The 19,576-nt window shown below is 75.4% G+C and carries 22 protein-coding genes and 1 tRNA gene; 9 read left to right on the top strand and 14 right to left on the bottom strand.

From position 1 onward, the window contains the following. Positions 1-6: 6 nt before the first annotated feature. Genes KPL59_RS04460 through KPL59_RS04450 form a run of 3 tightly spaced genes read left to right on the top strand, consistent with a single transcriptional unit; the run spans position 7 to position 2,298 of the window. Complete coding sequence (locus tag KPL59_RS04460) at positions 7-792, top strand: MBL fold metallo-hydrolase (RefSeq protein ID WP_226360020.1); 786 nt, start codon at positions 7-9, stop codon at positions 790-792. 22 nt (positions 793-814) lie between these two features. After that, the gene (gene rph, locus KPL59_RS04455; protein ID WP_020624063.1) at positions 815-1,615 is read left to right on the top strand and encodes a ribonuclease PH; all 801 of its coding nucleotides are present in this window, start codon (positions 815-817) and stop codon (positions 1,613-1,615) included. Further along, positions 1,612-2,298 (top strand): non-canonical purine NTP pyrophosphatase, encoded by a 687-nt coding sequence (locus KPL59_RS04450; protein ID WP_226352977.1) that lies wholly within the window; start codon positions 1,612-1,614, stop codon positions 2,296-2,298. Before rph ends, KPL59_RS04450 begins: the two co-directional genes overlap by 4 nt. A gap of 3 nt (positions 2,299-2,301) precedes the next feature. Here KPL59_RS04450 and KPL59_RS04445 read toward each other — a convergent pair whose 3' ends face one another. After that, the gene (locus KPL59_RS04445) at positions 2,302-2,700 is read right to left on the bottom strand and encodes a carboxymuconolactone decarboxylase family protein (protein ID WP_226360019.1); all 399 of its coding nucleotides are present in this window, start codon (positions 2,698-2,700) and stop codon (positions 2,302-2,304) included. Positions 2,701-2,830: 130 nt separating this feature from the next. Here KPL59_RS04445 and KPL59_RS04440 point away from each other — a divergent pair, with 130 nt between their 5' ends. Beyond that, entirely contained in the window at positions 2,831-3,544 is a 714-nt protein-coding gene (locus KPL59_RS04440; protein ID WP_226352975.1) for a TVP38/TMEM64 family protein, read from the top strand. A gap of 18 nt (positions 3,545-3,562) precedes the next feature. Here KPL59_RS04440 and KPL59_RS04435 read toward each other — a convergent pair. From KPL59_RS04435 to bcp, 3 genes are all read right to left on the bottom strand, one after another. Beyond that, positions 3,563-3,636: transfer RNA gene (locus tag KPL59_RS04435), tRNA-Leu, on the bottom strand. Then, a complete protein-coding gene (locus KPL59_RS04430; RefSeq protein ID WP_226352974.1) occupies positions 3,636-4,286 on the bottom strand; it encodes an HNH endonuclease in 651 nt (216 codons plus the stop codon). Before KPL59_RS04430 ends, KPL59_RS04435 begins: the two co-directional genes overlap by 1 nt. A gap of 35 nt (positions 4,287-4,321) precedes the next feature. Further along, on the bottom strand, positions 4,322-4,789 hold the full coding sequence (gene bcp / locus KPL59_RS04425; RefSeq protein ID WP_060714385.1) for a thioredoxin-dependent thiol peroxidase: 468 nt from the start codon (positions 4,787-4,789) through the stop codon (positions 4,322-4,324). 275 nt (positions 4,790-5,064) lie between these two features. Between bcp and KPL59_RS04420 the strand changes: the two genes are divergently transcribed. After that, on the top strand, positions 5,065-5,286 hold the full coding sequence (locus tag KPL59_RS04420) for a DUF3618 domain-containing protein (RefSeq protein WP_226352973.1): 222 nt from the start codon (positions 5,065-5,067) through the stop codon (positions 5,284-5,286). 63 nt (positions 5,287-5,349) lie between these two features. Here KPL59_RS04420 and KPL59_RS04415 read toward each other — a convergent pair whose 3' ends face one another. The 4 genes from KPL59_RS04415 to KPL59_RS04400 form a co-directional block, all read right to left on the bottom strand. Next, entirely contained in the window at positions 5,350-6,567 is a 1,218-nt protein-coding gene (locus KPL59_RS04415) for an NAD(P)/FAD-dependent oxidoreductase (RefSeq protein WP_226352972.1), read from the bottom strand. Positions 6,568-6,657: 90 nt separating this feature from the next. Then, the gene (locus KPL59_RS04410; RefSeq protein WP_020624056.1) at positions 6,658-7,434 is read right to left on the bottom strand and encodes a SigB/SigF/SigG family RNA polymerase sigma factor; all 777 of its coding nucleotides are present in this window, start codon (positions 7,432-7,434) and stop codon (positions 6,658-6,660) included. Between the two features lies 1 nt (position 7,435). Then, entirely contained in the window at positions 7,436-7,912 is a 477-nt protein-coding gene (locus tag KPL59_RS04405) for an ATP-binding protein (protein WP_083907735.1), read from the bottom strand. Between the two features lie 37 nt (positions 7,913-7,949). Further along, positions 7,950-8,378 carry an STAS domain-containing protein gene (locus KPL59_RS04400; protein WP_158071457.1) on the bottom strand — a complete coding sequence of 143 codons (429 nt, stop codon included), beginning with the start codon at positions 8,376-8,378 and terminating at the stop codon, positions 7,950-7,952. A 215-nt stretch (positions 8,379-8,593) separates the two neighbouring features. Here KPL59_RS04400 and KPL59_RS04395 point away from each other — a divergent pair, with 215 nt between their 5' ends. Together KPL59_RS04395 and KPL59_RS04390 are read left to right on the top strand one after the other, a co-directional pair. Further along, on the top strand, positions 8,594-10,891 hold the full coding sequence (locus KPL59_RS04395; protein WP_226360018.1) for a SpoIIE family protein phosphatase: 2,298 nt from the start codon (positions 8,594-8,596) through the stop codon (positions 10,889-10,891). 393 nt (positions 10,892-11,284) lie between these two features. Continuing rightward, entirely contained in the window at positions 11,285-11,746 is a 462-nt protein-coding gene (locus KPL59_RS04390) for a hypothetical protein (RefSeq protein WP_226360017.1), read from the top strand. Between the two features lie 94 nt (positions 11,747-11,840). On the opposite strand, the gene KPL59_RS04385 is transcribed toward KPL59_RS04390, so the two are convergent. The 3 genes from KPL59_RS04385 to KPL59_RS04375 all read right to left on the bottom strand — a co-directional run bounded on the left by KPL59_RS04385 (position 11,841) and on the right by KPL59_RS04375 (position 13,806). Next, complete coding sequence (locus tag KPL59_RS04385; RefSeq protein ID WP_060710891.1) at positions 11,841-12,167, bottom strand: WhiB family transcriptional regulator; 327 nt, start codon at positions 12,165-12,167, stop codon at positions 11,841-11,843. A 256-nt stretch (positions 12,168-12,423) separates the two neighbouring features. Next, entirely contained in the window at positions 12,424-12,837 is a 414-nt protein-coding gene (locus tag KPL59_RS04380) for an STAS domain-containing protein (RefSeq protein WP_226352967.1), read from the bottom strand. A gap of 93 nt (positions 12,838-12,930) precedes the next feature. Beyond that, positions 12,931-13,806, bottom strand: a complete 876-nt coding sequence (locus KPL59_RS04375; protein ID WP_226360016.1) for a hypothetical protein — start codon at positions 13,804-13,806, stop codon at positions 12,931-12,933. A gap of 306 nt (positions 13,807-14,112) precedes the next feature. Here KPL59_RS04375 and KPL59_RS04370 point away from each other — a divergent pair, with 306 nt between their 5' ends. Beyond that, positions 14,113-15,159 carry a PLP-dependent cysteine synthase family protein gene (locus KPL59_RS04370; protein ID WP_226352986.1) on the top strand — a complete coding sequence of 349 codons (1,047 nt, stop codon included), beginning with the start codon at positions 14,113-14,115 and terminating at the stop codon, positions 15,157-15,159. A 19-nt stretch (positions 15,160-15,178) separates the two neighbouring features. Here the strand turns inward: KPL59_RS04370 and KPL59_RS04365 are convergent, their stop codons facing one another. Then, positions 15,179-16,432, bottom strand: a complete 1,254-nt coding sequence (locus KPL59_RS04365; RefSeq protein WP_226352965.1) for an amidase family protein — start codon at positions 16,430-16,432, stop codon at positions 15,179-15,181. Between the two features lie 141 nt (positions 16,433-16,573). Beyond that, positions 16,574-16,966 carry an STAS domain-containing protein gene (locus tag KPL59_RS04360; RefSeq protein WP_226360015.1) on the bottom strand — a complete coding sequence of 131 codons (393 nt, stop codon included), beginning with the start codon at positions 16,964-16,966 and terminating at the stop codon, positions 16,574-16,576. A gap of 255 nt (positions 16,967-17,221) precedes the next feature. Here KPL59_RS04360 and KPL59_RS04355 point away from each other — a divergent pair, with 255 nt between their 5' ends. After that, positions 17,222-17,701, top strand: a complete 480-nt coding sequence (locus KPL59_RS04355) for a thioesterase family protein (protein ID WP_226352964.1) — start codon at positions 17,222-17,224, stop codon at positions 17,699-17,701. 84 nt (positions 17,702-17,785) lie between these two features. Here the strand turns inward: KPL59_RS04355 and KPL59_RS04350 are convergent, their stop codons facing one another. Further along, positions 17,786-19,228, bottom strand: coding sequence for a glycosyltransferase family 2 protein (locus KPL59_RS04350; protein ID WP_226360014.1), 1,443 nt, complete (start codon positions 19,226-19,228; stop codon positions 17,786-17,788). Positions 19,229-19,576 lie beyond the last annotated feature (348 nt).

Raw genomic sequence — 19,576 nt, 5'->3', positions numbered from 1 at the left:
TCGCGCATGCGGCTGATCGTTCTCGGGTGCTCCGGCAGCGGCCCCGGACCCGAGTCCCCGGCATCGGGCTACCTCGTCGAGGCCGGGTCGACCCGCCTCACCCTCGACCTCGGCAACGGCACCCTCGGCGCCCTGCAGCGGCACGCCGACCCGTTCTCCCTCGACGCCGCGGTGTTCAGCCACCTGCATCCCGACCACTGCTCGGACTTCCCGTCGCTGGCGGTGCACCGTCGCTACCATCCCCGGCCCCCGTTCGACGCGACCGCGCGGAAGCTGCCCGTGCACGCCCCGGCCGGTGCGCACGCCCGCTTCGCCCGCGCCGACGCCGTCACCGAGGCCGACTACGCCCGCACCGACCTCACCGACGTCTTCTCCTTCCACGACCTCGTGGCGGGGGAGCCGTTCACCGTCGGCGCCGGCGACGACGTCGTCACCGTCACCGCGTACGAGGTCGTGCACGTCTGCCCCGCCTGGGCGCTGCGCCTCGAGCACCGCGGCCGGGTGCTGACCTACTCCGGGGACACCGCGGCCTGCCCCGGACTCGTCGAGGCCGCCCGCGACGCCGACCTGCTGCTCTGCGAGGCCAGCTGGCCGCACGCCGAGGCCGGACCGCCCGGGGTGCACCTGTCCGGACGGGAGGCGGGCGAGCACGCCGCGGCTGCCGGCGCCCGGCGCCTGGTCGTCACCCACGTCCCGGCCTGGTTCGACCGCGAGTCCCTCGGCGCCGAGGCCAAGGCGGCCTTCGGCGGGACCGTCGAGCTCGCCCGGCCCGACGCGGTGTTCGAGGTCTGAACCGGCTTCCTACGATGGTCGGGTGACACGAACCGAGGGCAGGGCCGACGGCCGGACCGACGACGAGATGCGGCCGGTGACCATCACCCGGGGCTTCCAGAAGCACCCCGCGGGATCGGTGCTGGTGGAGTTCGGTGACACGAAGGTGCTGTGCGCCGCCAGCGTCACCGACGGGGTACCGCGCTGGCGCAAGGGATCCGGCCTCGGCTGGGTCACCGCCGAGTACGCGATGCTGCCCTCGGCCACCGACACCCGCTCGTCGCGGGAGTCGGTGAAGGGCCGGATCGGCGGCCGCACCCACGAGATCTCCCGGCTGATCGGCCGGTCCCTGCGTGCCTGCATCGACCTGCGCGCGCTCGGCGAGAACACGATCGCGATCGACTGCGACGTCCTGCAGGCCGACGGCGGCACCCGCACCGCGGCCATCACCGGCGCCTACGTGGCCCTGTGCGACGCCGTCACCTGGCTCGGGGAGCAGGGCAAGCTGTCCGACCCCAAGCCGATCTCCTGCCAGGTCGCCGCGGTGTCGGTCGGCGTCGTCGACGGCCGCGTCCGGCTCGACCTGCCCTACGAGGAGGACTCGCGGGCCGAGGTCGACACGAACGTCGTCGCCACCGAGACCGGGACCCTCATCGAGGTCCAGGGCACCGGCGAGGGCGCCACGTTCTCCCGCTCGACCCTCGACGCGATGCTCGACTCCGCGCTCGCCGGGATCGCCGAGCTGTCCCGCCTCCAGGTCGAGGTGCTCGCCGCGCCGCACCCGAAGATCGTCGCGCAGACCGCCCCCGCCGCCCCGGGCACCGCGGGGGAGGGCGACGCGTGAGGATCCTGCTCGCCACCCGCAACGCCAAGAAGCTCGTCGAGCTGCGCCGGATCACCGAGGCCGCGGGGCTCTCCGGGGTGGAGATCGTCGGGCTCGCCGACGTCCCCGAGTTCCCCGAGGCCCCCGAGACCGGCGCGACCTTCGCCGCGAACGCGCTCGCCAAGGCCCGCGACGCCGCCGCCGCGACCGGGCTGCCCGCGATCGCCGACGACTCGGGCATCACCGTCGACGCCCTCAACGGCATGCCGGGCATCTTCTCCGCCCGCTGGTCCGGCCGGCACGGCGACGACGCGGCCAACCTGGCGCTGCTGCTCGGACAGACCGCCGACGTCCCCGACGAGCGCCGCGGCGCCGCGTTCGTGTGCGCCGCCGCGCTCGTCACGCCCGAGGCGGCGGCCGGGCTCCGTGATTCCGACGGCTCCGACGGCACTGCCGACACCGGCGGCCCCGACGCGGAGGACTCCGTGCCCGGGCGCACCGTGGTGCACGGGACGTGGCGCGGCACCCTGCTGCGCGCCCCGCGCGGGGAGAACGGGTTCGGCTACGACCCGATCTTCGCCCCGGAGGGCGACACCCGCTCCTCGGCCGAGCTCAGCGCCGAGGAGAAGGACGCCGCCTCCCACCGCGGGACCGCGCTGCGCGCACTCGTCCCGCACCTGCAGGCGCTGCTCGCCCGCGACTGAGGGCTACTCGGGGGCCGGCTCGGCCAGGACGCGCTGCGCGATCCGGAACGCCGAGTTCGCCGCCGGGACCCCGCAGTGGATCGCGGTCTGCAGGATGATCTCGACGATCTCGTCGGTGGCCAGGCCGTTGCGCCGGGCCGCCCGTACGTGCAGCTCGAACTCTTCCCAGTGCCCGTGCGCGACCAGTGCGGTCAGCGTCACCGCCGAGCGCATCCGGCGCTCCAGCCCGGGGCGGGTCCAGATCTCGTTCCATGCGTAGCGGGTGATCAGCTTCTGGAAGTCCGCGGTCGTGTCGTCGACGCGGCCCAGCGCCGCGTCGACGTAGTCCTGGCCGAGGACCTCGCGGCGCACGGCCAGCCCGTCGGCGTCCAGTTCGGCGGGGTCGATACCCGAGTCGCTCATGGTCGGCAGCCTCTCACGGCCCATCCCCACGGCACGCCGGCCGAGGTCGCCCGACGACCGGCGGCGGGGGACCGGTCGGTGCGGCGACGCGGCCGACGGCGCCGGCGCGGGGCTCGGTACCGTGACGTCCGTGCGGTGGTGGCGGTTTCTGCTGGGCTGCCTCGGGCTGGTGCTCGCGGCCGCACTCGTCGTACTCGTGGCCCGGTCGCTGGGGCTGTCCGCGTTCCCCCGGTTCGGTGAGCTGCGCCGGGCCGTCGAGTCGGCAGGGCTCTGGGGCCCGGTCGTGTTCGTCCTGCTCCAGGTCGCGCTCAACGTCCCGCCCTTCCCCCGGACGGTGTTCACCGTGTCCGCCGGGGTGCTGTTCGGTGCCGTCGGCGGGGCCGCGCTGACCCTGTTCGCGACCGCACTGTCCGCGGTCGTGGCGTTCGCGCTCGTCCGTGCCACCGGCGGGGGGCTCGTCGCCCGCTACGCGCGCCACCCGCGCGCGGTGTGGGTGCGCCGCAGGCTCGACCACCACGGCGTGCTGGCGGTGACGTCGCTGCGGCTGATCCCGATGGTGCCGTTCGCGGTGCTCAACTACCTGTCCGGCCTGTCCCAGGTGCGGTTCTGGCCCTACCTGGTCGGCACCGTGATCGGGTCGGCGCCGAGCACCATCGCCGTCGTGGCCCTCGGCGACGCGGTGACCGGGCACGTGCCGCCCGCGCTGCTGCTGGTGTCGGGGATCTGCGCGGTGCTCGGGCTCGGCGGGGTGCTGCTCGCCGCCCGCCGGCCGCTGCCCGACGAGCCCGACGGCGTCACGCCCGGGGATGCCGGGCCGACCGGGACCGCGTCGCCCGCCGGGTGAGGCGGGCGCCGCGACGCGTGCCGGCGGCGGGATTCGAACCCGCACTTGCACGGACCTAAACCGTGTCTCTCTGCCAGTTGGAGTACGCCGGCTAGTTCTTTCGGCCGCACCAGGTGTCGGTGAGGGCGTGGCAGTTCGCGCACAGGATACGAAGGTTCTCGAGCCGGTTGTCGGTGTGGTCGCCGTTGACGTGGTCGAGCTGGAGCGGGACGGGCCGTCCCCGCCACTCGGTCAGGCCACACTCCTCGCACCGGGCGGCCTTCAGCCCCTCAGCGACGAGCCGCCGGCGCAGGGTCGCGCTGCTGCGGTAGCTCGACCCGCGGACCAGGATGTCCGCCAGCGGACGGGCCCGCCGCCCCGGGAAGGTCCGGCCCCGGGCCCAGGAACGGCCCGTGAAGTGCGTCGTGTCGAGCTCGAGCGCCCGGATGTGCGCGACCACCGCCCGGAACATCCCGCCGCTGGGCTCGTACCCGAGCCGCCGGAGCACGGCGTACACGCTGACCTCCGCCTCGACGGCCGCCCGCAGCGCCTCGTCGGTGTAGCGCCGGCGGTGGTTGCGGTGCCCGGGGTCGAGCGCCCCCGGGATGTGGCTCGCGTCCGCGCCGGTACGGGCGATGTGCGCCCGTAGCTGGTCGTACCGGCCGGTCCGGATCCCGAGGCGGTGGCACACCTCGCTCAGCCGCTGCGACGCCGCCACCGCGGCGACCAGCTCCTCGTCGGTCCACCGGCGGGCGCGGGGCACGCCCGCTCACCCCGCGCCCGCCGGCCGGGCCGGCATCAGACCTTCCAGTCCCGGCGGAGCTTCGCCACGTGCCCGGTCGCCTTCACGTTGTACTGCGCGTCGACGATCGTGCCGTCCTCGCCGACCAGGAAGGTCGACCGGATCACGCCGGTGACGGTCTTGCCGTAGAGCTTCTTCTCCCCGAAGGCGCCCCAGGCGGTGAGGACCTCGCGGTCGGGGTCGGACAGCAGCGGGAAGGTCAGCTTCTCGTTGTCGCGGAAGGTCGCGAGCTTGGCGGGCTTGTCCGGGGAGATGCCCAGCACGTCGATGCCCGCCTCGTTCAGCTCGGCGAGGTTGTCGCGGAAGTCGCAGGCCTCCTTCGTGCAGCCCGGGGTGCTCGCCGCCGGGTAGAAGTAGACGACGACCTTGCGGCCGCGGTAGTCGGCCAGGGAGACGGGCGTGCCGTCGGCGTCGTCGAGGGTGAAGTCGGGGGCGGGGTCGCCCGCCTGCAGCCGTGTACTCATGTCGATCAGCGTGCCACCCGCCGGCCGCGGCGCTGCCACGAGTGTGGTGCCTGTGGACGTACCGGCCGGTTGTGGACGGATGCGACACCGACGACCGTCGGGCGCACCCGATCGGCGGCGCGCCGGTGGCCGGGCGCGCGGTCCGCCCCCGTCGGTGGCTACGGTGTGTCCCACGCCGCTCGCGGTGCCCGGACAGAGCTGTCGGGGCAGTGTCGGGCGCGAGCAGCAGGAGTCCCGGACGCGGACGCGTACCGGCCGAACCGGAGGTGGACGTGGTGGCCCGCGACCCCGAGAACATCCAGCGCGAGATCGAGAAGACCCGGGACGCGCTGGCCGAGAGTCTGGACGCCCTGGCGGACCGGGCGAACCCGAAGAACCTCATCGAGGGCGGCAAGGCGCAGCTCGCCGAGCGGCTCGCCGACCCGAAGATCAAGTACTCGCTCATCGCGGTCGGCGCGCTGGTCGGACTTGCCGTGGTCCGCTCGATCTTCCGCTGATCCGTACCCGTCGGGCCCGGCCGGTGTCGTCACCGGCCGGGCCCGACGTGTGTCGGAACCCGCTCAGGCCAGCTCGTCGCGCAGCTCCAGCACCGCGGCGCGGTCGGCGCCCTCCGCCAGCGGACGGCGGTAGCGGGCGACGAGCCGGGCCGCGCCGAACCCGGCGACGGCGACGAGGTCGTCGCCGCGCAGGTAGCCGAGTACCGTGCCCTTCACCGGGCCGTCGCCGAGACCCTCGCCGTGCAACGGCAGCAGCGAGTCCGCGCGGTCCGGCCACCCCACGAGCTGGATCTTCATGCCGAACTGGTCGGACCAGAAGAACGGCACCGCGGCGGGCGGCAGGTCGGTGCCGGTGATGTCCGCGGCGACCGCGGCCGCCTGGTCGCTCGCCGAGGTCCAGTGCTCCAGCCGGGTGCGCTCGCCGGTGTCCGGGTCGGTCCAGGCGGCGGCGTCGCCCGCCGCCCACACCCCGGGCAGCCCGTCGACCCGGCCCCGGTGGTCGCACGGGATCCCGGCGGAGACGTCGACGCCGGTGGCCTCCAGCCAGCCCAGGTCGAGCATCCCGCCGACGCCGACGACGATCTCGTCGGCCGTCACCGTCGACCCGTCGGAGAGGGTGGCACCCGAGGACGTCAGCTCCGACACCGCCACCCCGGTGCGCAGGTCGACCCCGGCGTCGACCATCAGCCGGGCCACCACCGCACCGGCCTGTTCGCCCAGGAGCCGCGCCATCGGCACCGTGCCGGTCTCGACCACGGTGACCGCGACACCCCGGTCCCGGGCGGTGCTCGCGACCTCGGCCCCGATGAACCCGGCACCGACCACGAGCAGCGACGACGCCGAGGCGAGCGCGTCGCGCAGCCGTTCGGCCTCGTCGACGGCGCGCAGCAGGTGCGCGGAGTCCGGCTGGCCGTCGAGTACCCGGGAGGTGACCCCCACGGCGAGGACGACGGCGTCGGCGTGCAGCACGGTGCCGTCGTCGAGCTCGACCTCGGAGCCGTCGGCCGGGTCCTCACCGGGCCGCAGGGCGACCGCGGAGCGGCCGAGATGGGTGCGCACGCCGAGCTCGGCGAGATCCTCGGCGGTGCACAGGTCGATCTTGGTGCGTTCCCACGCGCCGGCGAGGAACTGCTTCGACAGCGGGGGGCGGTCGTAGGGGAGGTGCTCCTCGGCCCCCACCAGGCTGATCCGGCCCTCGTAGCCGTCCCGGCGCAGGTTCTCCACCGTCCGCAGCCCGGCCAGCCCTGCGCCGACCACCAGCACGTGTTCCGGCACGCTCATCTCCTACCTCCCCGCTCCGGGGCCGGACGGTGCGCCGGTCCCGTCCCGATCTTCGCGGACGGCGTGCGACGCGGCCGCGCGGCCCGGCCGTCAGAAGGTGCGGTCGTCCGGGTCGAGCCGGTTGCGCAGCCGTGACAGGGTCTGTGCGAGCAGCCGGGAGACGTGCATCTGGGAGATGCCGACCTCCTGGGCGATCTGGGTCTGTGTGCGGTTGCCGAAGAACCGGAGCATCACGATCGTCCGCTCCCGTGGCGCGAGCTCGGCGAGCAGCGGGCGCAGCGACTCGCGATAGTCGACCCGGTCGAGCTCGGCGTCGGCGTCGCCGACCAGCTCGCCCACGGTCGCACTGCCGTCCTCCGACGACAGCATCTCGTCGAGCGAGGAGCTGCGGTAGGCCTCGGCGGCCTCCAGGCCCTCCAGCACCTCGCCGACGGGCAGGTCGAGGTACTCCGCGAGCTCCGAGGGCCGGGGCGCGCGACCGAGGGTCTGGGACAGCTCGGACACCGCACCGTTGATCGACACGTGCATGTCCTTGAGCCGTCGCGGTACCCGCATCGACCAGCTCTGGTCCCGGAAGTGCCGGCGCACCTCACCGGAGATCGTGGGGACGGCGAAGGAGAAGAACTCGCCGCCCTTCTCCGGGTCGAACCGGTCGATGGCGTTGATCAGCCCGACCGTCGCGACCTGCACGAGGTCGTCGAGGGGCTCGCCGCGGTGGTTGAACCGGCGGGCGATGTGCTGGGCGACGGGCAGGTAGCCGGTGACGAGCTGCTCGCGCAGCCGCTCCCGGCGGGGATCGCCGTCGTCGAGGCCCGCGTACTGCTCGAGCAGCGGGGTGAGGTGGGCGTACTGGGGGTCCACCGTCACGTCACAGTCCGTGACCTGCGAGCTTGTGCAGCCGGATGGTGAGGGCGGGGCGGCCGCCGTCCTCCTCACCGGTCTCGACGGCGACGTGGTCGGCCAGGGTCTGCAGGACCCGCCAGCCGAAGCTGTCGGTGGGCAGCTGCGCGCCGCTGCCGGTCTCGACCCGGGCGGTGACCTCGATGCGCTCGTCGGACACGGCGAAGGTGCACCGCAGCGGCGTGCCGGGAGTGGCCATCGCGACGAGCGTCGCACACGCCTCGTCGACGGCCATCCGCAGATCGGACACCGCGTCCAGGTCGAAGTCCGCGCGCGCGGCGAGGTCGGAGGCCACCGCGCGGACCGTGGGGATCAACGCGGGCCGCGCGGCGACCCGGATCTCGACGGTGTTGTCGGTGCCGGCGGGGTGCGCCGTGCCTGCCACGTCCTCCTGGGCCACGCTGACGAGTCCTTTCGTACGACGGGGGGTGTCGGGCCGGATCATGTCGCCTCCGGCGGGGATGTGCAGACCGGGTGCCCGCTCAGGCGCCGGGAATGCCTTCCTGATCGGGCAGGACGGTGAACAGCTGGGCGGAGCCGGTGACCTCGAGCGGCCGGAGCACGGCCCGGTTGGTGGCGACGACGAACAGCCGCCGTCCGTCCCGGGCGGCCCGACGGGCGGTGTGGATGAGCACGCCCAGGCCGCTGGAGGCGAGGAACGTGACGCCCTCCAGGTCGACGGCGAGGTCGCGGCCGTCGCCGTCGGGCGGGAGGTTCAGCAGCTCGTCGAGGGCCGTCTCGAGACGCGGCGCGGTCAGAGTGTCGACCTCGCCACGCACGGTGAGCACGGTCAGGCCACTGCGCGGTGAGGACAGGCGGACCCCGAGGTGGGCGGAGTCGGCGGGGTCCAGCTCGGCGTCGCCGTCCCCCCGGGACGGTTGCGCCGGCGCGGATCCGGGCAGGGTGATCACCTCCGTGTCGGGCGCCGGGCGGCGCGGAAGCGTGGTGGAGCGCCGCCGTGCTCTCGACGGGCAGATGCCTTCTCGCATCGCGACGACGCACCGGGGGTGCGGCGGAGCCTTCCTGGCCCGCGCCGGTCCGGTCCACCCACGACAGGAGACCGGGACCGACGATACCGGCCGGGCTCGGTGCGCCCGGCACGGCGCCTGCCCTTAGGCTCGCCAGGGTGACGCGGTATCCCGATCTCGGTTCCGACACCCCCGCCGGCCCGCCCGGCGACGCGGTGGACCGGGCCGTCGACCAGGCGGTCGCGACCTCGGTGGAGTCCTTCGGCGAGCAGCCGAGCACCCCCGCGATGCCGTACGTGCGCGGCGGGACCCAGGTGGCCGTCCTGATGATCGACATCGCGGACCGCCGGATCGTCTACGCCAACACCACCGCGCTGGAGCTGGCCGGCGACCGCCCGGTGCGGCTGCCGATCGGGGTCCGCGAGTGGAGCGAGTCCGTGCGGCTGACCGATCTGGACGGCCGGCCCTACACCGACGAGGGGTCACCGCTGTCCCGCATCGCTTCCGGCGAGGCGGTGTCCGGCGAGCCGGTGGCGCTGCACGGGCCGGGCCTGATGCCCGACCGCGACGGCGTCCCGGTCCCGGGTGAGGGCGCGACGGCCAGCAGCACGCTGGTCTGGGTGACCGGGTTCGCGCTGTCGGACCCCGGTGCCCAGGGACAGGGCGCGTTCGCCCAGCCCCCGACCACCGGGCCCGGCCGGGCGCTGGCCGTGCTGCTGCCGCTGTCGGACTCCGAGGTCGGCCAGGGCGGGGACCGCGACCGGATGGGGTTCCTGCGCGACCGCGCCGTGCTGGCCACCGAGATGTCGTTCACGATCTCCGACCCGCAGCGTGAGGACGACCCGCTGGCCTGGGTGAACCCGTCGTTCGAGCGGCTGACGGGGTATCCGCTCGACGAGGTCGTCGGGCGCAACTGCCGGTTCCTTCAGGGGCCCAACACCGACCGGTCCGCGGTCCGCCGGCTGCGCGAGGCGCTCCGGGAACAGCGGCCGATCACCGAGGTGCTGCTCAACTACCGCCGCGACGGCACCGCGTTCTGGAACCAGGTGTCCGTCTCGCCGGTGCACGACGGCGACGGCGAGCTGGTCAACTTCGTCGGGGTGCAGAGCGACGTCACCGAACGGGTCGTCGTCGAGCAGGAGCGGCGGGCGGCGCTGGCCGACGCCGAGGCGGCGCGGGCCCAGCTGCGGCTGCTCGCCGAGGCGACCACCCAGATGACCTCGGCGCTCGACGTGGCCGACGCCTGCCGTCGCTTCTCCCGGATCGTGGTGCCGGAGCTGGCCGACCTGTGCACGGTGGACCTGCTCGACACCCCCAACGGGGCCAGCCGCGAGCGGATGGCCGTCGCGGCCCGCGACGCCGACGACGAGGCACTGCTGTCCCGGTCCGGTCCGCTGGGGACGGGCCGGATCGAGCAGGAGGCCAAGACCGCGGTGCGGACCGGCAAGCCCTACCTGGTGCAGGAGCTGCCCGACGACGGACGCGAGGTCCATCCGGACGACCCGGAGGCGGCCGACGCCTACGAGCGGCTGCGGCTCCGCTCGGCGATGGTCGTCCCGCTGCTCGGCCGCGGCCGGGTGCTCGGCCTGGTGACGCTGTCCACCCAGTTCCCCTACGGCCGTCGCTGGACCCAGCGCGACGTGCACCTGGCCTCGGACCTGGCGGGCCGCGCCGGGCTGGCCGTCGACAACGCCCGGCTCTACGAGGTGGAGCGGGCCGCGGCGGCGACCCTGCAGCACAGCCTGCTCCCGGCGTTGCCGCAGGTCCCGGGGATGCGGGTCGCGGCCCGCTACCTGGTGGGCGCGGACGGCAACCAGGTCGGTGGGGACTGGTACGACGTGCTGCCGATGCCGGACGGCTCTGTCGGTGCCGCGGTGGGCGACGTGGTGGGCCACGACCTGTCGGCGGCGGCCGCGATGGGGCAGCTGCGCGGTGTGCTGCGTTCCTATGCCTGGGGCGGCGACGCGCCAGGGCCGGTGCTCGACCGCTGCGACCAGCTGGTGCAGGGCCTGGACATCGCCGCGATGGCGACCGCGGTCTACGCCCGGTTCGGCCCGGCGGGCCCCGACGGCGCGCGCGAGCTGACCTACGCCAACGCCGGGCACCCGGCGCCGCTGCTGCGCGATCCGCAGGGCCGGCTGCACCGGCTCGACGCGCACCACTCGCCGATGCTCGGGGCGGTGCCGGAGTTCGGGCGGGCCACCGGGGCGCACCGCGACGGGGCCACCGTGCCGTGTGCGGCGGGGTCGCTGCTGGTCTTCTACACCGACGGCCTGACCGACATCGTCGGCGAGGACGCCGACGCCCGCACCGAGCTCATCGAACGCACCGTGGAGCAGCTGCCGTCCGACGCGGACCCGGAGCGGGTCGTCGAGCGGGTGCTCGAGGTGTGCCTGCCGGACCGGCTCGACGACGACATCGCGCTGCTCGCGATCCGCCTGGACCGCCCCGCCTGACGTACCGCCCCGCCTGACGTACCGCCCTGACCGGCCGCCCTGACCGGCCGGCGCCGTTCGACCGTCCGGCCCCTCCGTACTACCGGTGGGCGGGCCGAGGTCACGGCGGAGTTGCGGTCGGGGCCGTCCGGGGGTTCGGGACAGGGAGTCGTCTCCCGCTCGTGGAACGGGTGACCCCACTCGTCCGTCCGGGTGGGTAATCGGCGATCGATCGGGGGACCCGGGCGTTGTACTCGACGGACGAGGACGTGCGGGATCGCCGGGGGCGAGCGTGGGGCAGGGGACGACGCGACCGCGGAGGCTGGTCGCCGTGGCGCTGACCGCTGCGGAGTCGGAGAGGGCGGGGGACCGCTCGCGGCGCTCTCCGGCGCGGCGGGGGAGACCGACCTGCTGGTGGTGCGGGACGACCCGGCCCCCGTCCGGCGTCCGCTGACACCGGCGCAGGCGCGGGAGCTGCTGGCCGCCGAGGACGATCTCGATGACGACACCGAGGACGGCACCCAGGACGGCTCTGGGGACGGCACCGGGGACGTGCCGGTGGTGATGCTGCCGGTCGAGCGGGTGCGGGTGCACCGCCTCGGGCTGCGCTGGGCGGTGCAGGACGGCGACGAGGCGGACCTCGTCGCGGCGCTCTCGGAGCTGGTCGGGTTCGACCCCGACGACGACACCTGGTGCGTGGCCCCGGCCGCCGCCGGACCGGTGTCCGACCCCGAGATCGAGGTGGTCCGTCGCGCGGTGCGCCGCGTCGCGCGGGTCTACGGCCTTCCGGTGCTGCCCTACCGGCCCGTGGGGCCCGTCGCGGAGGAGATCACCGGGGACATCACCAGGCCGGAGGCCCTGCCCTCCGCGGTGTGACGCCCGGAGGTGTGGCAGGACGTCCGGGCAGCAGGACGGCCCGCCCGATGCCCGGGCGGGCCGTGTCGGATCGGTGAGCCGTCGAGCGGTGCCGTCAGACGACGGCGGCGAGGCCCGGGCCCTGCTCGGCGACGATGCGCTCGGCGTCGCGGCGCTCGATGATGGCGCGACGCTCGGACTCGCCCAGCCCGCCCCACACGCCGAACGGCTCACGGCTGGCCAGCGCGAAGCGGCGGCACTCCTGCAGCACGGGACAACCCCGGCAGACCTGCTTCGCGCGCTCGGTGCGACGCGACCGGGAGGGGTTGCGCTCGCCGTCGGGGTGGAAGAACACGGCGCTGTCCATGCCGCGGCACGCGCCCAGTCGCTGCCACTGCCACACGTCGTCCATCGGGCCGGGAAGCCGGGAAACGTCGCTCACGTGCTCACCTCGTCGCTCGGGGCCCGGGCGGACCGGGTTGGCTCCCCAACCCGGTTCCCGAGGGGCTCCGAGATCAAACCTGCGGGGTGGCGGGATCGGTGCCGGCGATCGGCCGCGTGCGGCCCCCGGGGGCGGGCGGTCGATCGGACCGACCGCCATCACCCCTGTTCACGACACCACCCCGCACCTGCGCGCTGCGACCGGCACGCCGGTATCGGGCGGAATCGGACCGACGATGTATGACTCACGTCACCTGTCAGGAGGCCAGTGCGGCCTGCACGTCGTCGTGGATGTCGAACAGATGGTGCAGCCCGGCGATGCCGATCGGGCGCAGGACACGCCGCTCGGTACACGCCAGACGCAGCTCGACGCCGGCCCGGTGGGCCTGCTCGCGCAGCTCGATCAGGGCCGCCAGTCCGGACGTGCCGAGGAAACGGACCCCGTCGAGGTCCAGCACGACCAGCGAGGACACCGAGATCTGCTCGGCCACCGAGTGCCGCAGCTCCGGCGCGGTCAGCATGTCCAGCTCGCCGGTCACCGCGACGACGACCGTCCCGTCCGCGGGCCAGGTGGTCTCCAGTCGCAGCCCGTCGCAGCTGTCGGTGACGTCGGGTGACGCCGTGCCCGAGCCGTCGCTGGTGCCGGCGCCGGGTGGACGGGGGTCGGTCATTGGGTCGACGGTAGGCACCGCGGCACGGCGTCGCCACTCGGAGCCCGCTCGGTGCCGGCGACGCGTCCCGTCGGGCGACCGCACCGTCCCGGCTCAGGACGTCTGCTGCGCGCTGCCCTCGGAACCGGCGGTGGACGAGACGGGGGCGGCAGGCGGCGACGGCTCGGCGTCCCGCTGCTCCGGCAGCACCACCGCCGGGAGGGCGGCAGCCTCGTCCCGGTCCGCGACGGCGTCGGGGGCCTCGTCCGGCCCTGCGGTCTCCCCGGTGCGCAGCGCGTGCGCCGGGCCGCCCACCGGGCGCCGGACCCGCTCGCCCTGGTCGGCGCCCCGGGAGGCGCGGGCGGGCGCGTCGAGCCTGCCCAGCTCGGCCCCCAGCATCGCGTGCAGCCGGGCGATCTCGTCGCGCACCGACGAGCGCAGGCCGGACACGTGTGCGTGCATCGACGCCGCGGTGTCCGCGACGAGCTCGCTGTCCCGCCGTGCGGCCGCCCCGGCCGCGCGCAGCCGGTCGACCTCCGCGCGGGCGTCGTCGACCATCCGGGCGGCCTCGTCGCGGGCGGCGTCCACCAGCTGCGCGGCCTCGATCTCGGCGGTGCGCCGCCGCATCGCGGCCTCGTGCTCGGCCATCCGGAGCACCTTGTCCGCGCGCATGCCGAAGGTCTCCGCGGGCCGGGAGCGGGCCTCCTCCAGGGTGGCGGCGAGCGCGTCGGCCCGGCGCTCGGCGGTGTCGCGCGCGTGCTCGGCCGCGGCGAGACGGACCATCAGGTCCTCGACGATGTGCTCGACGATGCGGGCACCGTCGCCGCCGCGCGGGCTGCGCTGCGGCAGTCCGGCGGCCGTGGTGCCCGGGGGCGTGGCCTCGGGAACGCGCCCGGTCGGGGCCGTCGCGTCCCCGGGCCGGGTCGCCTCGTCGTCGCGCACGTCCTCGGCCGTCACCTCGGCACCGGTCTCCGTGACACCGTCGGTCACCTCGTCGCACTCCCCGGGCAGCTGTTCACGGTGCGTCAGTCTCCGGCTCCGTGACGCACCCCGACAGCCCCCGTTCGGCGGACGGCCCCGGTGCGGCGGTCGACGGTGTGTGACGTGCGCGATCACGGAGCACCGCTGCGGGCACGGAGGGCGGCGCGGGGCAGGGCCGCGCGGGCACGACGTGACCCGGATCGGCGCCGTGACCGAGGGACCGGGCCGGGCCGGCTCCGAGACCGATCTAGGGTCGGGGGCGTGCACCCCGTCGACCGTTCCTGTGCCCGTACCCGCGCCTGGGTCGACGAGGCGATGCGCCGCGTCCAGGCCGACGCGAACCGTTCCGCCGACACCCACCTCCACGTGCTGGACCTGCCCGCCGAGTGGGGTGTGCAGGTCTACCTCAAGGACGAGTCCGTGCACCCCACCGGCAGCCTCAAGCACCGGCTGGCCCGGTCGCTGTTCCTCTACGCGCTCGCGTCGGGCTGGATCACCGACGGCACCACGGTCGTCGAGGCCAGCTCCGGGTCGACGGCGGTCTCCGAGGCCTACTTCGCCCGGCTGATCGGGGTGCCGTTCGTGGCGGTCATGCCGCGCTCGACCAGCCCGGAGAAGGTCGCGCTGATCGAGCGGGAGGGCGGGCGCTGCCACTTCGTCGACCACGGCGGTGAGGTCTACGCCGAGGCCGAGCGGCTCGCCGCGGCCACCGGCGGGCACTACCTCGACCAGTTCACCTACGCCGAGCGTGCCACCGACTGGCGCGGCAACAACAACATCGCCGAGTCGATTCTGGCCCAGCTCGCCGAGGAGCCGCACCCGGTGCCGGAGTGGATCGTCGTCGGCGCCGGGACCGGGGGCACCTCGGCGACGATCGGCCGCTACCTGCGTTACCGGCGGCTCGCGACCCGGCTGGCCGTCGTCGACCCGGAGGGCTCGGCCTTCCTGCCCGGCTGGACGGCGGGGGACCCGTCGTACGCGACGGGTGCGGCGTCGCGGATCGAAGGGATCGGGCGGCCCCGGATGGAGCCGAGCTTCGTCCCGTCGGTGATCGACCGGATGGTCCCGGTCCCCGACGCCGCCAGCGTCGCCGCGGCCCGCCACCTGCGCGACCGCACCGGCCGGTGGGCCGGCGGGTCGACCGGCACCAACCTGTGGGGCGTCTACCAGGTCGTCGCGGAGATGCTGCGTGCCGGACGGTCGGGCAGCGTCGTGACCCTGCTGTGCGACGGCGGCGAGCGCTACCGGCACAGCTACTACGACGACGCCTGGGTCGCCGCCCAGGGGATGGACCTGGCGCCCTACACGGCGACCCTCGACCGGTTCGTCGCGACCGGGGTCTGGTCCTCGCCCGCTGACTGAGCGGCTCCGCCGGGCCGGGTCAGCCCTCGGCGAGCAGGGCGGCGGTCGCGAGCAGCCGTCGCTCCGATCCGGGCCGCCCCACGAGCTGCACGCAGCCGTGCTCCCCGGGCCGGTGCACCGGCGCGACCAGCGACGGCAGCCCGGCCAGGTTCCACGCCGCCACCCCGGTGGATCCGGCACCGGATGCCCCGGGCGGGGCGGGCAGCAGGCCGGCCTCGGCGCCGGCGTCGTCGAGCCAGGCGACCATCCGCTGCCGCCACGACGCGGGCGTCGCGGGACGCAGGCCGCCCAGGCGCCGGACGCGGCGGCCGCGCCGGACGAGGCTGCGGGCGCTGCGCGGCAGCTCGGCCGGGTCGAGGCCGAGGTCCTCCACCCGGCGGGCGAGCCCGGCCTGCCGGCGGCGGGCCGAGTGGACGACCAGCACGGCCCGGTACGGCGGGTCGGCGGCGACGAGGCCCAGCCCGGCGTCCTGCAGCAGCCGGATCGCCGTGTGCACCGCGGACGCCGCGTCCGGCCCGGCGAGCCGGGTGCGTCCGGTCCGCAGCGACGCGGCCAGGGAGGAGACGGGCGTCGCGCCGGACCCGGGGCCGGGACCGGCGGGGGCGGTGAGCCGCAGCACCGACGACGGCGCGGCCGGCCCCCCGGTGCCGCGGGAGAGGGCGTCGAGCACCACGGTGAGGTCCTCCGCGCACCCGGCGATCAGGGTCGGCTCGGCCAGCCCGCACCAGCGGCGCTCGGCGGCGTCGGGCAGCGGGAGCACCCGGCGGCCCGGCTTGAGCGCGGCGATCCCGTGGGCGGCGGCGGCGCAGCGCAGGGTCCCGTCGCCGTCCACGCCGATCCCGAGCGGGACGACACCGGAGGCGACCACGGTCGCGGTGGCCCGGCCGCCCGGGGTGCCGTCGAGGCCCACCTCGTGCTCGGCGGTCCGCGCCCGCCCGGCGACGAGCGCGCCCGCGGCCCGCAGCCTGCGCACGACCTCGTCCCCGCGACCGGCGACGGAGATGCCGTCCTCGACCACCACCGGGACCCCCGCCAGCGGCAGGGCGAACCGGTCGGTGCGCCGGTCGAGCGCCGCGGCGGCCGCGCGCAGCGGTCCGGCGTCCACCACGAGCCCGGCGCCCACGGGTACCGCGTCGTCGAGGGCGGCGAGGAGCCGCTCGGCGACGGTGGCCGCGCTCAGCCGTCCCTCGCGCACCGCGGCCGCGAGCCCCGACACACCGGACGGGCCGTCTCCCGAGGTGGGGGACGGCTCGTCCAGGTGCAGAGTGCTCATCGCGGTGGGGCTCGTCGTCCCGGTCGTCGGAGGGAGTGGTCGGGAAAAGGGACGGGAATCGCGCCCGCCCGGCCGAGATGCTCGGCCATGTCGGCGTCGAGGACCGCGGGCGCCACCGGGCACCCGTGGACCTGCGGGTCGTCAGGCCGTGCGGAGTGCCTCCGGCACACCGTCGGCCACGTCGAACAGGGACATCAGGTTGGTCGCCTCGAGCGCCCGGGTGACGGCGTGCGACCCGCAGACCAGCCGCAGCCGGCTGCCGGCGTTCTCCGCCTTCTCCTTGCCCTCGACGAGCGCCGCCAGCCCGGCCGACCCGAGGAACGTGACCCGGGTCAGGTCCACCACCAGCAGGCTCGCGGAGCCGATCCGCTCGGCGAGGCGTTCGCTCAGCACGGGCGCCGTCACCGTGTCGATCTCGCCGTGCACACCGACGACGACGGCGCCGTCACCGTGCTCGGTCACCTCGAAGCGGACGACCTCGCCGACGTCGGGGCCCTGGTCTCCCCCCACCCCGGTGGGCGTCTCACTGCTCATGTGTCGTGCTCCCTCGCGAGTCGTCGCCGTCGGCGCCGTCGACGTGCTCGTGGTCCGGTCCCGGACGCGCCGTCGACTTCACCGTGAGTGACAACCGGCCGCCGTTGCTTGACGTGCCGCTCGTGCTGCCTCCGCACCAGCCTAGTCAGCGCGGTCACCCACCCTACGACCGCGGTCGGCGGTGGCACAAACGTTCCGCGACGTGGTCCGGTGCGTCGGCGGGGGTGGTCCGGCCCGGCGGGCAGGGTGGCCACCATGAGCGTCGAGATGCCTCCGCCGTTCGGGGTCCGGATCGGTGTCCGCAGCTACGAGATGGACGTGAACGGGCACGTCAACCACGCCGTCTACCACCAGTACGGCGAGCACGCCCGGATGGAGCACCTCCGTGCGGCCGGGCTGTCCCAGCACGCGCTCGGGGCGCACGGCCTGACGATCGTGCTGCTGTCGACGACGGCACACTTCCGGGCCGAGCTGCGCGCCGGCGACGAGCTGTGGATCGACTCGGCGATCGCGTTCACGACCCGCAAGCCGTTCACGATGCGTCACCGGATCGTCCGGGAGACCGCGGCCGACGGGGCCCGGACGGACGATCTCGCGGCCGAGGTGGAGTGCACCCTCGGGGTGCTCGACACGACGACGCGACGCCTGGTCGCCGACCCGCACGGCCGGCTCGTGGCCGCGGCGTCGGACCCGGCCCTGCTGGGGCCGGGCCCGGAGGCCCCGACGCCGTCGTGACGGCGGGGGCGCGCCCTCGCGGCGGGGGCGTCGAGGTGCCGGAGGCTCCGTGGCGGGGTGCCGCGGGTGCGGGCCCGCGACGGCTCAGCCGCGCCGGGCGGGGTCCGCGCCGTACGGGCCGCCGGTGCGGGCGGGGACGGGCCGGTACCCACCGCTGTCCTGCGGACGGGGTGCGGCGGCCGGACGGCCCCCGGTGCCCTCGGCCCCGGACGGAGCGACCGCGGGATACCCGCCGGTGCCGTGCGGCCGGGTGGGCGTGACGGCCCGGTGGCCGCCGGTCGCGAGGATCTTGTGCGGGGCGGTGGTCCCGGCCCGGGCCGGGCCGACGAGCGGCGGCACCGCTCCGCCGGCCCGTCGCACCGCGCGGCGCGACCGGAGGTAGGCGCGCGGGCCGGTCAGCAGTCCCCGGTTGCGCGTCTGGTCGGCGTCGGCGGGCATCGCCACGCCGGCGCCGGCCTCGCGGTCGGAGATGTGGCGCAGCCGGGCGACCGCGGCCGGGAGCCGGCGCAGCGCGACCGACCGGCCCTGCGGGGACAGCGCCACCTTGGCCAGGAAACTGCCCAGCCCGACGGCGTAGCCCTCCATCTGCTTGCGCAGGGCGGCCTGGTCGGGGCGGTGGTGGTGCCACAGGTAGGCGCCGGGTGCGTAGCCCAGGACGTGGCCGGCGAGGATCATGCGGACGAGGAACTCGCAGTCCTCGCCGCCGTGGGTGGGGGTGCCGGGGCCCATGGCCTCGTCGAAGCCGCCGACGGCGCGGGCGGCGCTGGCGCGGACGGCGAGGTTGGCGCCGATGCCGAACAGGCCGGGGGCGAAGGGGAAGATCGGGGAGTCCGCGGGGGGTTCGGCGAGGGTGAACCGGCGCGGGGTGAAGCCCTTGTTCCAGGCCAGGGCGACGTCGGCGGCGCGTTCCTCGGGGCTGGCGAGGCGGGCGGCCAGGACGGGGCCGGAGACGCAGGCGAGTTCGGGGTCGGCGGCGAAGGCGCCGGCGATGCGGGAGGCCCAGGCGGGGTCGACCTCGGTGTCGTCGTCGGTGAAGGCGACGATCTCGGTGCGGGCCTCGGCAAGTCCGCGGTTGCGCCCGACCGAGGCCCCGCGGCGCGGCTCGCGGACGTAGCGGACCCGTGGGGACCCGGCCGCGGCGACGGCGTCGCGGGTGAACTCGTCCGGCGGGTCGTTGTCGACGACGACGACCGACAGCGCCGGGTGGTCGGAGGCGAGGACCGCGCGCAGGCAGCGGGCCAGCGACTCGGGGCGGTTGCGCGTCGCGATCACCACCGTCACCGGGTCGCTCGCCACCGGTGCCGGGGTCACCTCCTCGGGCGGCCCCAGGGTGATCAGCGCGGATCGCAGCTCTGCGATCGTGGCCCGTCCGCCACGCAGCGGCACGGTCACCTGACCCTGTGGAGTGCCCCCGACGGTGACGAGCAGACGGGCTGCGTGGAAGCCCGGGGCGACCCGCAGATCACGCAGCGGCCCGAGCCGGTCCAGTTCACCCACCCAGGTCGCGGCGTCGTTCGGCGCAGACATCGCTGACATGGGTCACAGTGTCGGGTATGCGAGCTGTGCTCACACTGAGAGTGCGCAGTTGCCGGATTTCGGACACTGTGCGTGTGCGCGGTCGCGGAGTTCACCGGATGCGGTGCGACGGACGGCGTCGGCCCAGGTCGGAGCCGTGGCGCCCGATCATGCGCCGTACGGGTGACGACGGCGGCCGCGCAGCGCGGTTGCCCGCGGCGCTCCCGGGGCACGACGAGCGGCATCGTTGCTGCGACGACACGCCGTAGAGGTCTGGTTTCTGGCGTGTCGCGCCTCTCGCGTCACCCGAACGGGTGCGAGGTCCACACCGGACGATCCCTCGACGCCCCGGACCAGCAC

The sequence above is a fragment of the Pseudonocardia sp. ICBG1142 genome, assembly GCF_020496255.1.
GTDB lineage: Bacteria > Actinomycetota > Actinomycetes > Mycobacteriales > Pseudonocardiaceae > Pseudonocardia.
This window is presented reverse-complemented; position numbering and strand designations above follow the sequence as displayed.

What these genes read in the sequence shown, in the direction of transcription:
- KPL59_RS04460 (WP_226360020.1), top strand. Translation starts at nt 7, where the DNA reads ATGCGGCTGATCGTTCTCGGGTGCTCCGGCAGCGGCCCCGGACCCGAG.
- KPL59_RS04445 (WP_226360019.1), bottom strand. Translation starts at nt 2,700, where the DNA reads ATGAGCGACTCGGGTATCGACCCCGCCGAACTGGACGCCGACGGGCTG.
- bcp (WP_060714385.1), bottom strand. Translation starts at nt 4,789, where the DNA reads ATGAGTACACGGCTGCAGGCGGGCGACCCCGCCCCCGACTTCACCCTC.
- KPL59_RS04415 (WP_226352972.1), bottom strand. Translation starts at nt 6,567, where the DNA reads ATGAGCGTGCCGGAACACGTGCTGGTGGTCGGCGCAGGGCTGGCCGGG.
- KPL59_RS04405 (WP_083907735.1), bottom strand. Translation starts at nt 7,912, where the DNA reads ATGATCCGGCCCGACACCCCCCGTCGTACGAAAGGACTCGTCAGCGTG.
- KPL59_RS04380 (WP_226352967.1), bottom strand. Translation starts at nt 12,837, where the DNA reads ATGACCGACCCCCGTCCACCCGGCGCCGGCACCAGCGACGGCTCGGGC.
- KPL59_RS04370 (WP_226352986.1), top strand. Translation starts at nt 14,113, where the DNA reads ATGCGCCGCGTCCAGGCCGACGCGAACCGTTCCGCCGACACCCACCTC.
- KPL59_RS04365 (WP_226352965.1), bottom strand. Translation starts at nt 16,432, where the DNA reads ATGAGCACTCTGCACCTGGACGAGCCGTCCCCCACCTCGGGAGACGGC.
- KPL59_RS04360 (WP_226360015.1), bottom strand. Translation starts at nt 16,966, where the DNA reads ATGAGCAGTGAGACGCCCACCGGGGTGGGGGGAGACCAGGGCCCCGAC.
- KPL59_RS04355 (WP_226352964.1), top strand. Translation starts at nt 17,222, where the DNA reads ATGAGCGTCGAGATGCCTCCGCCGTTCGGGGTCCGGATCGGTGTCCGC.
- KPL59_RS04350 (WP_226360014.1), bottom strand. Translation starts at nt 19,228, where the DNA reads ATGTCTGCGCCGAACGACGCCGCGACCTGGGTGGGTGAACTGGACCGG.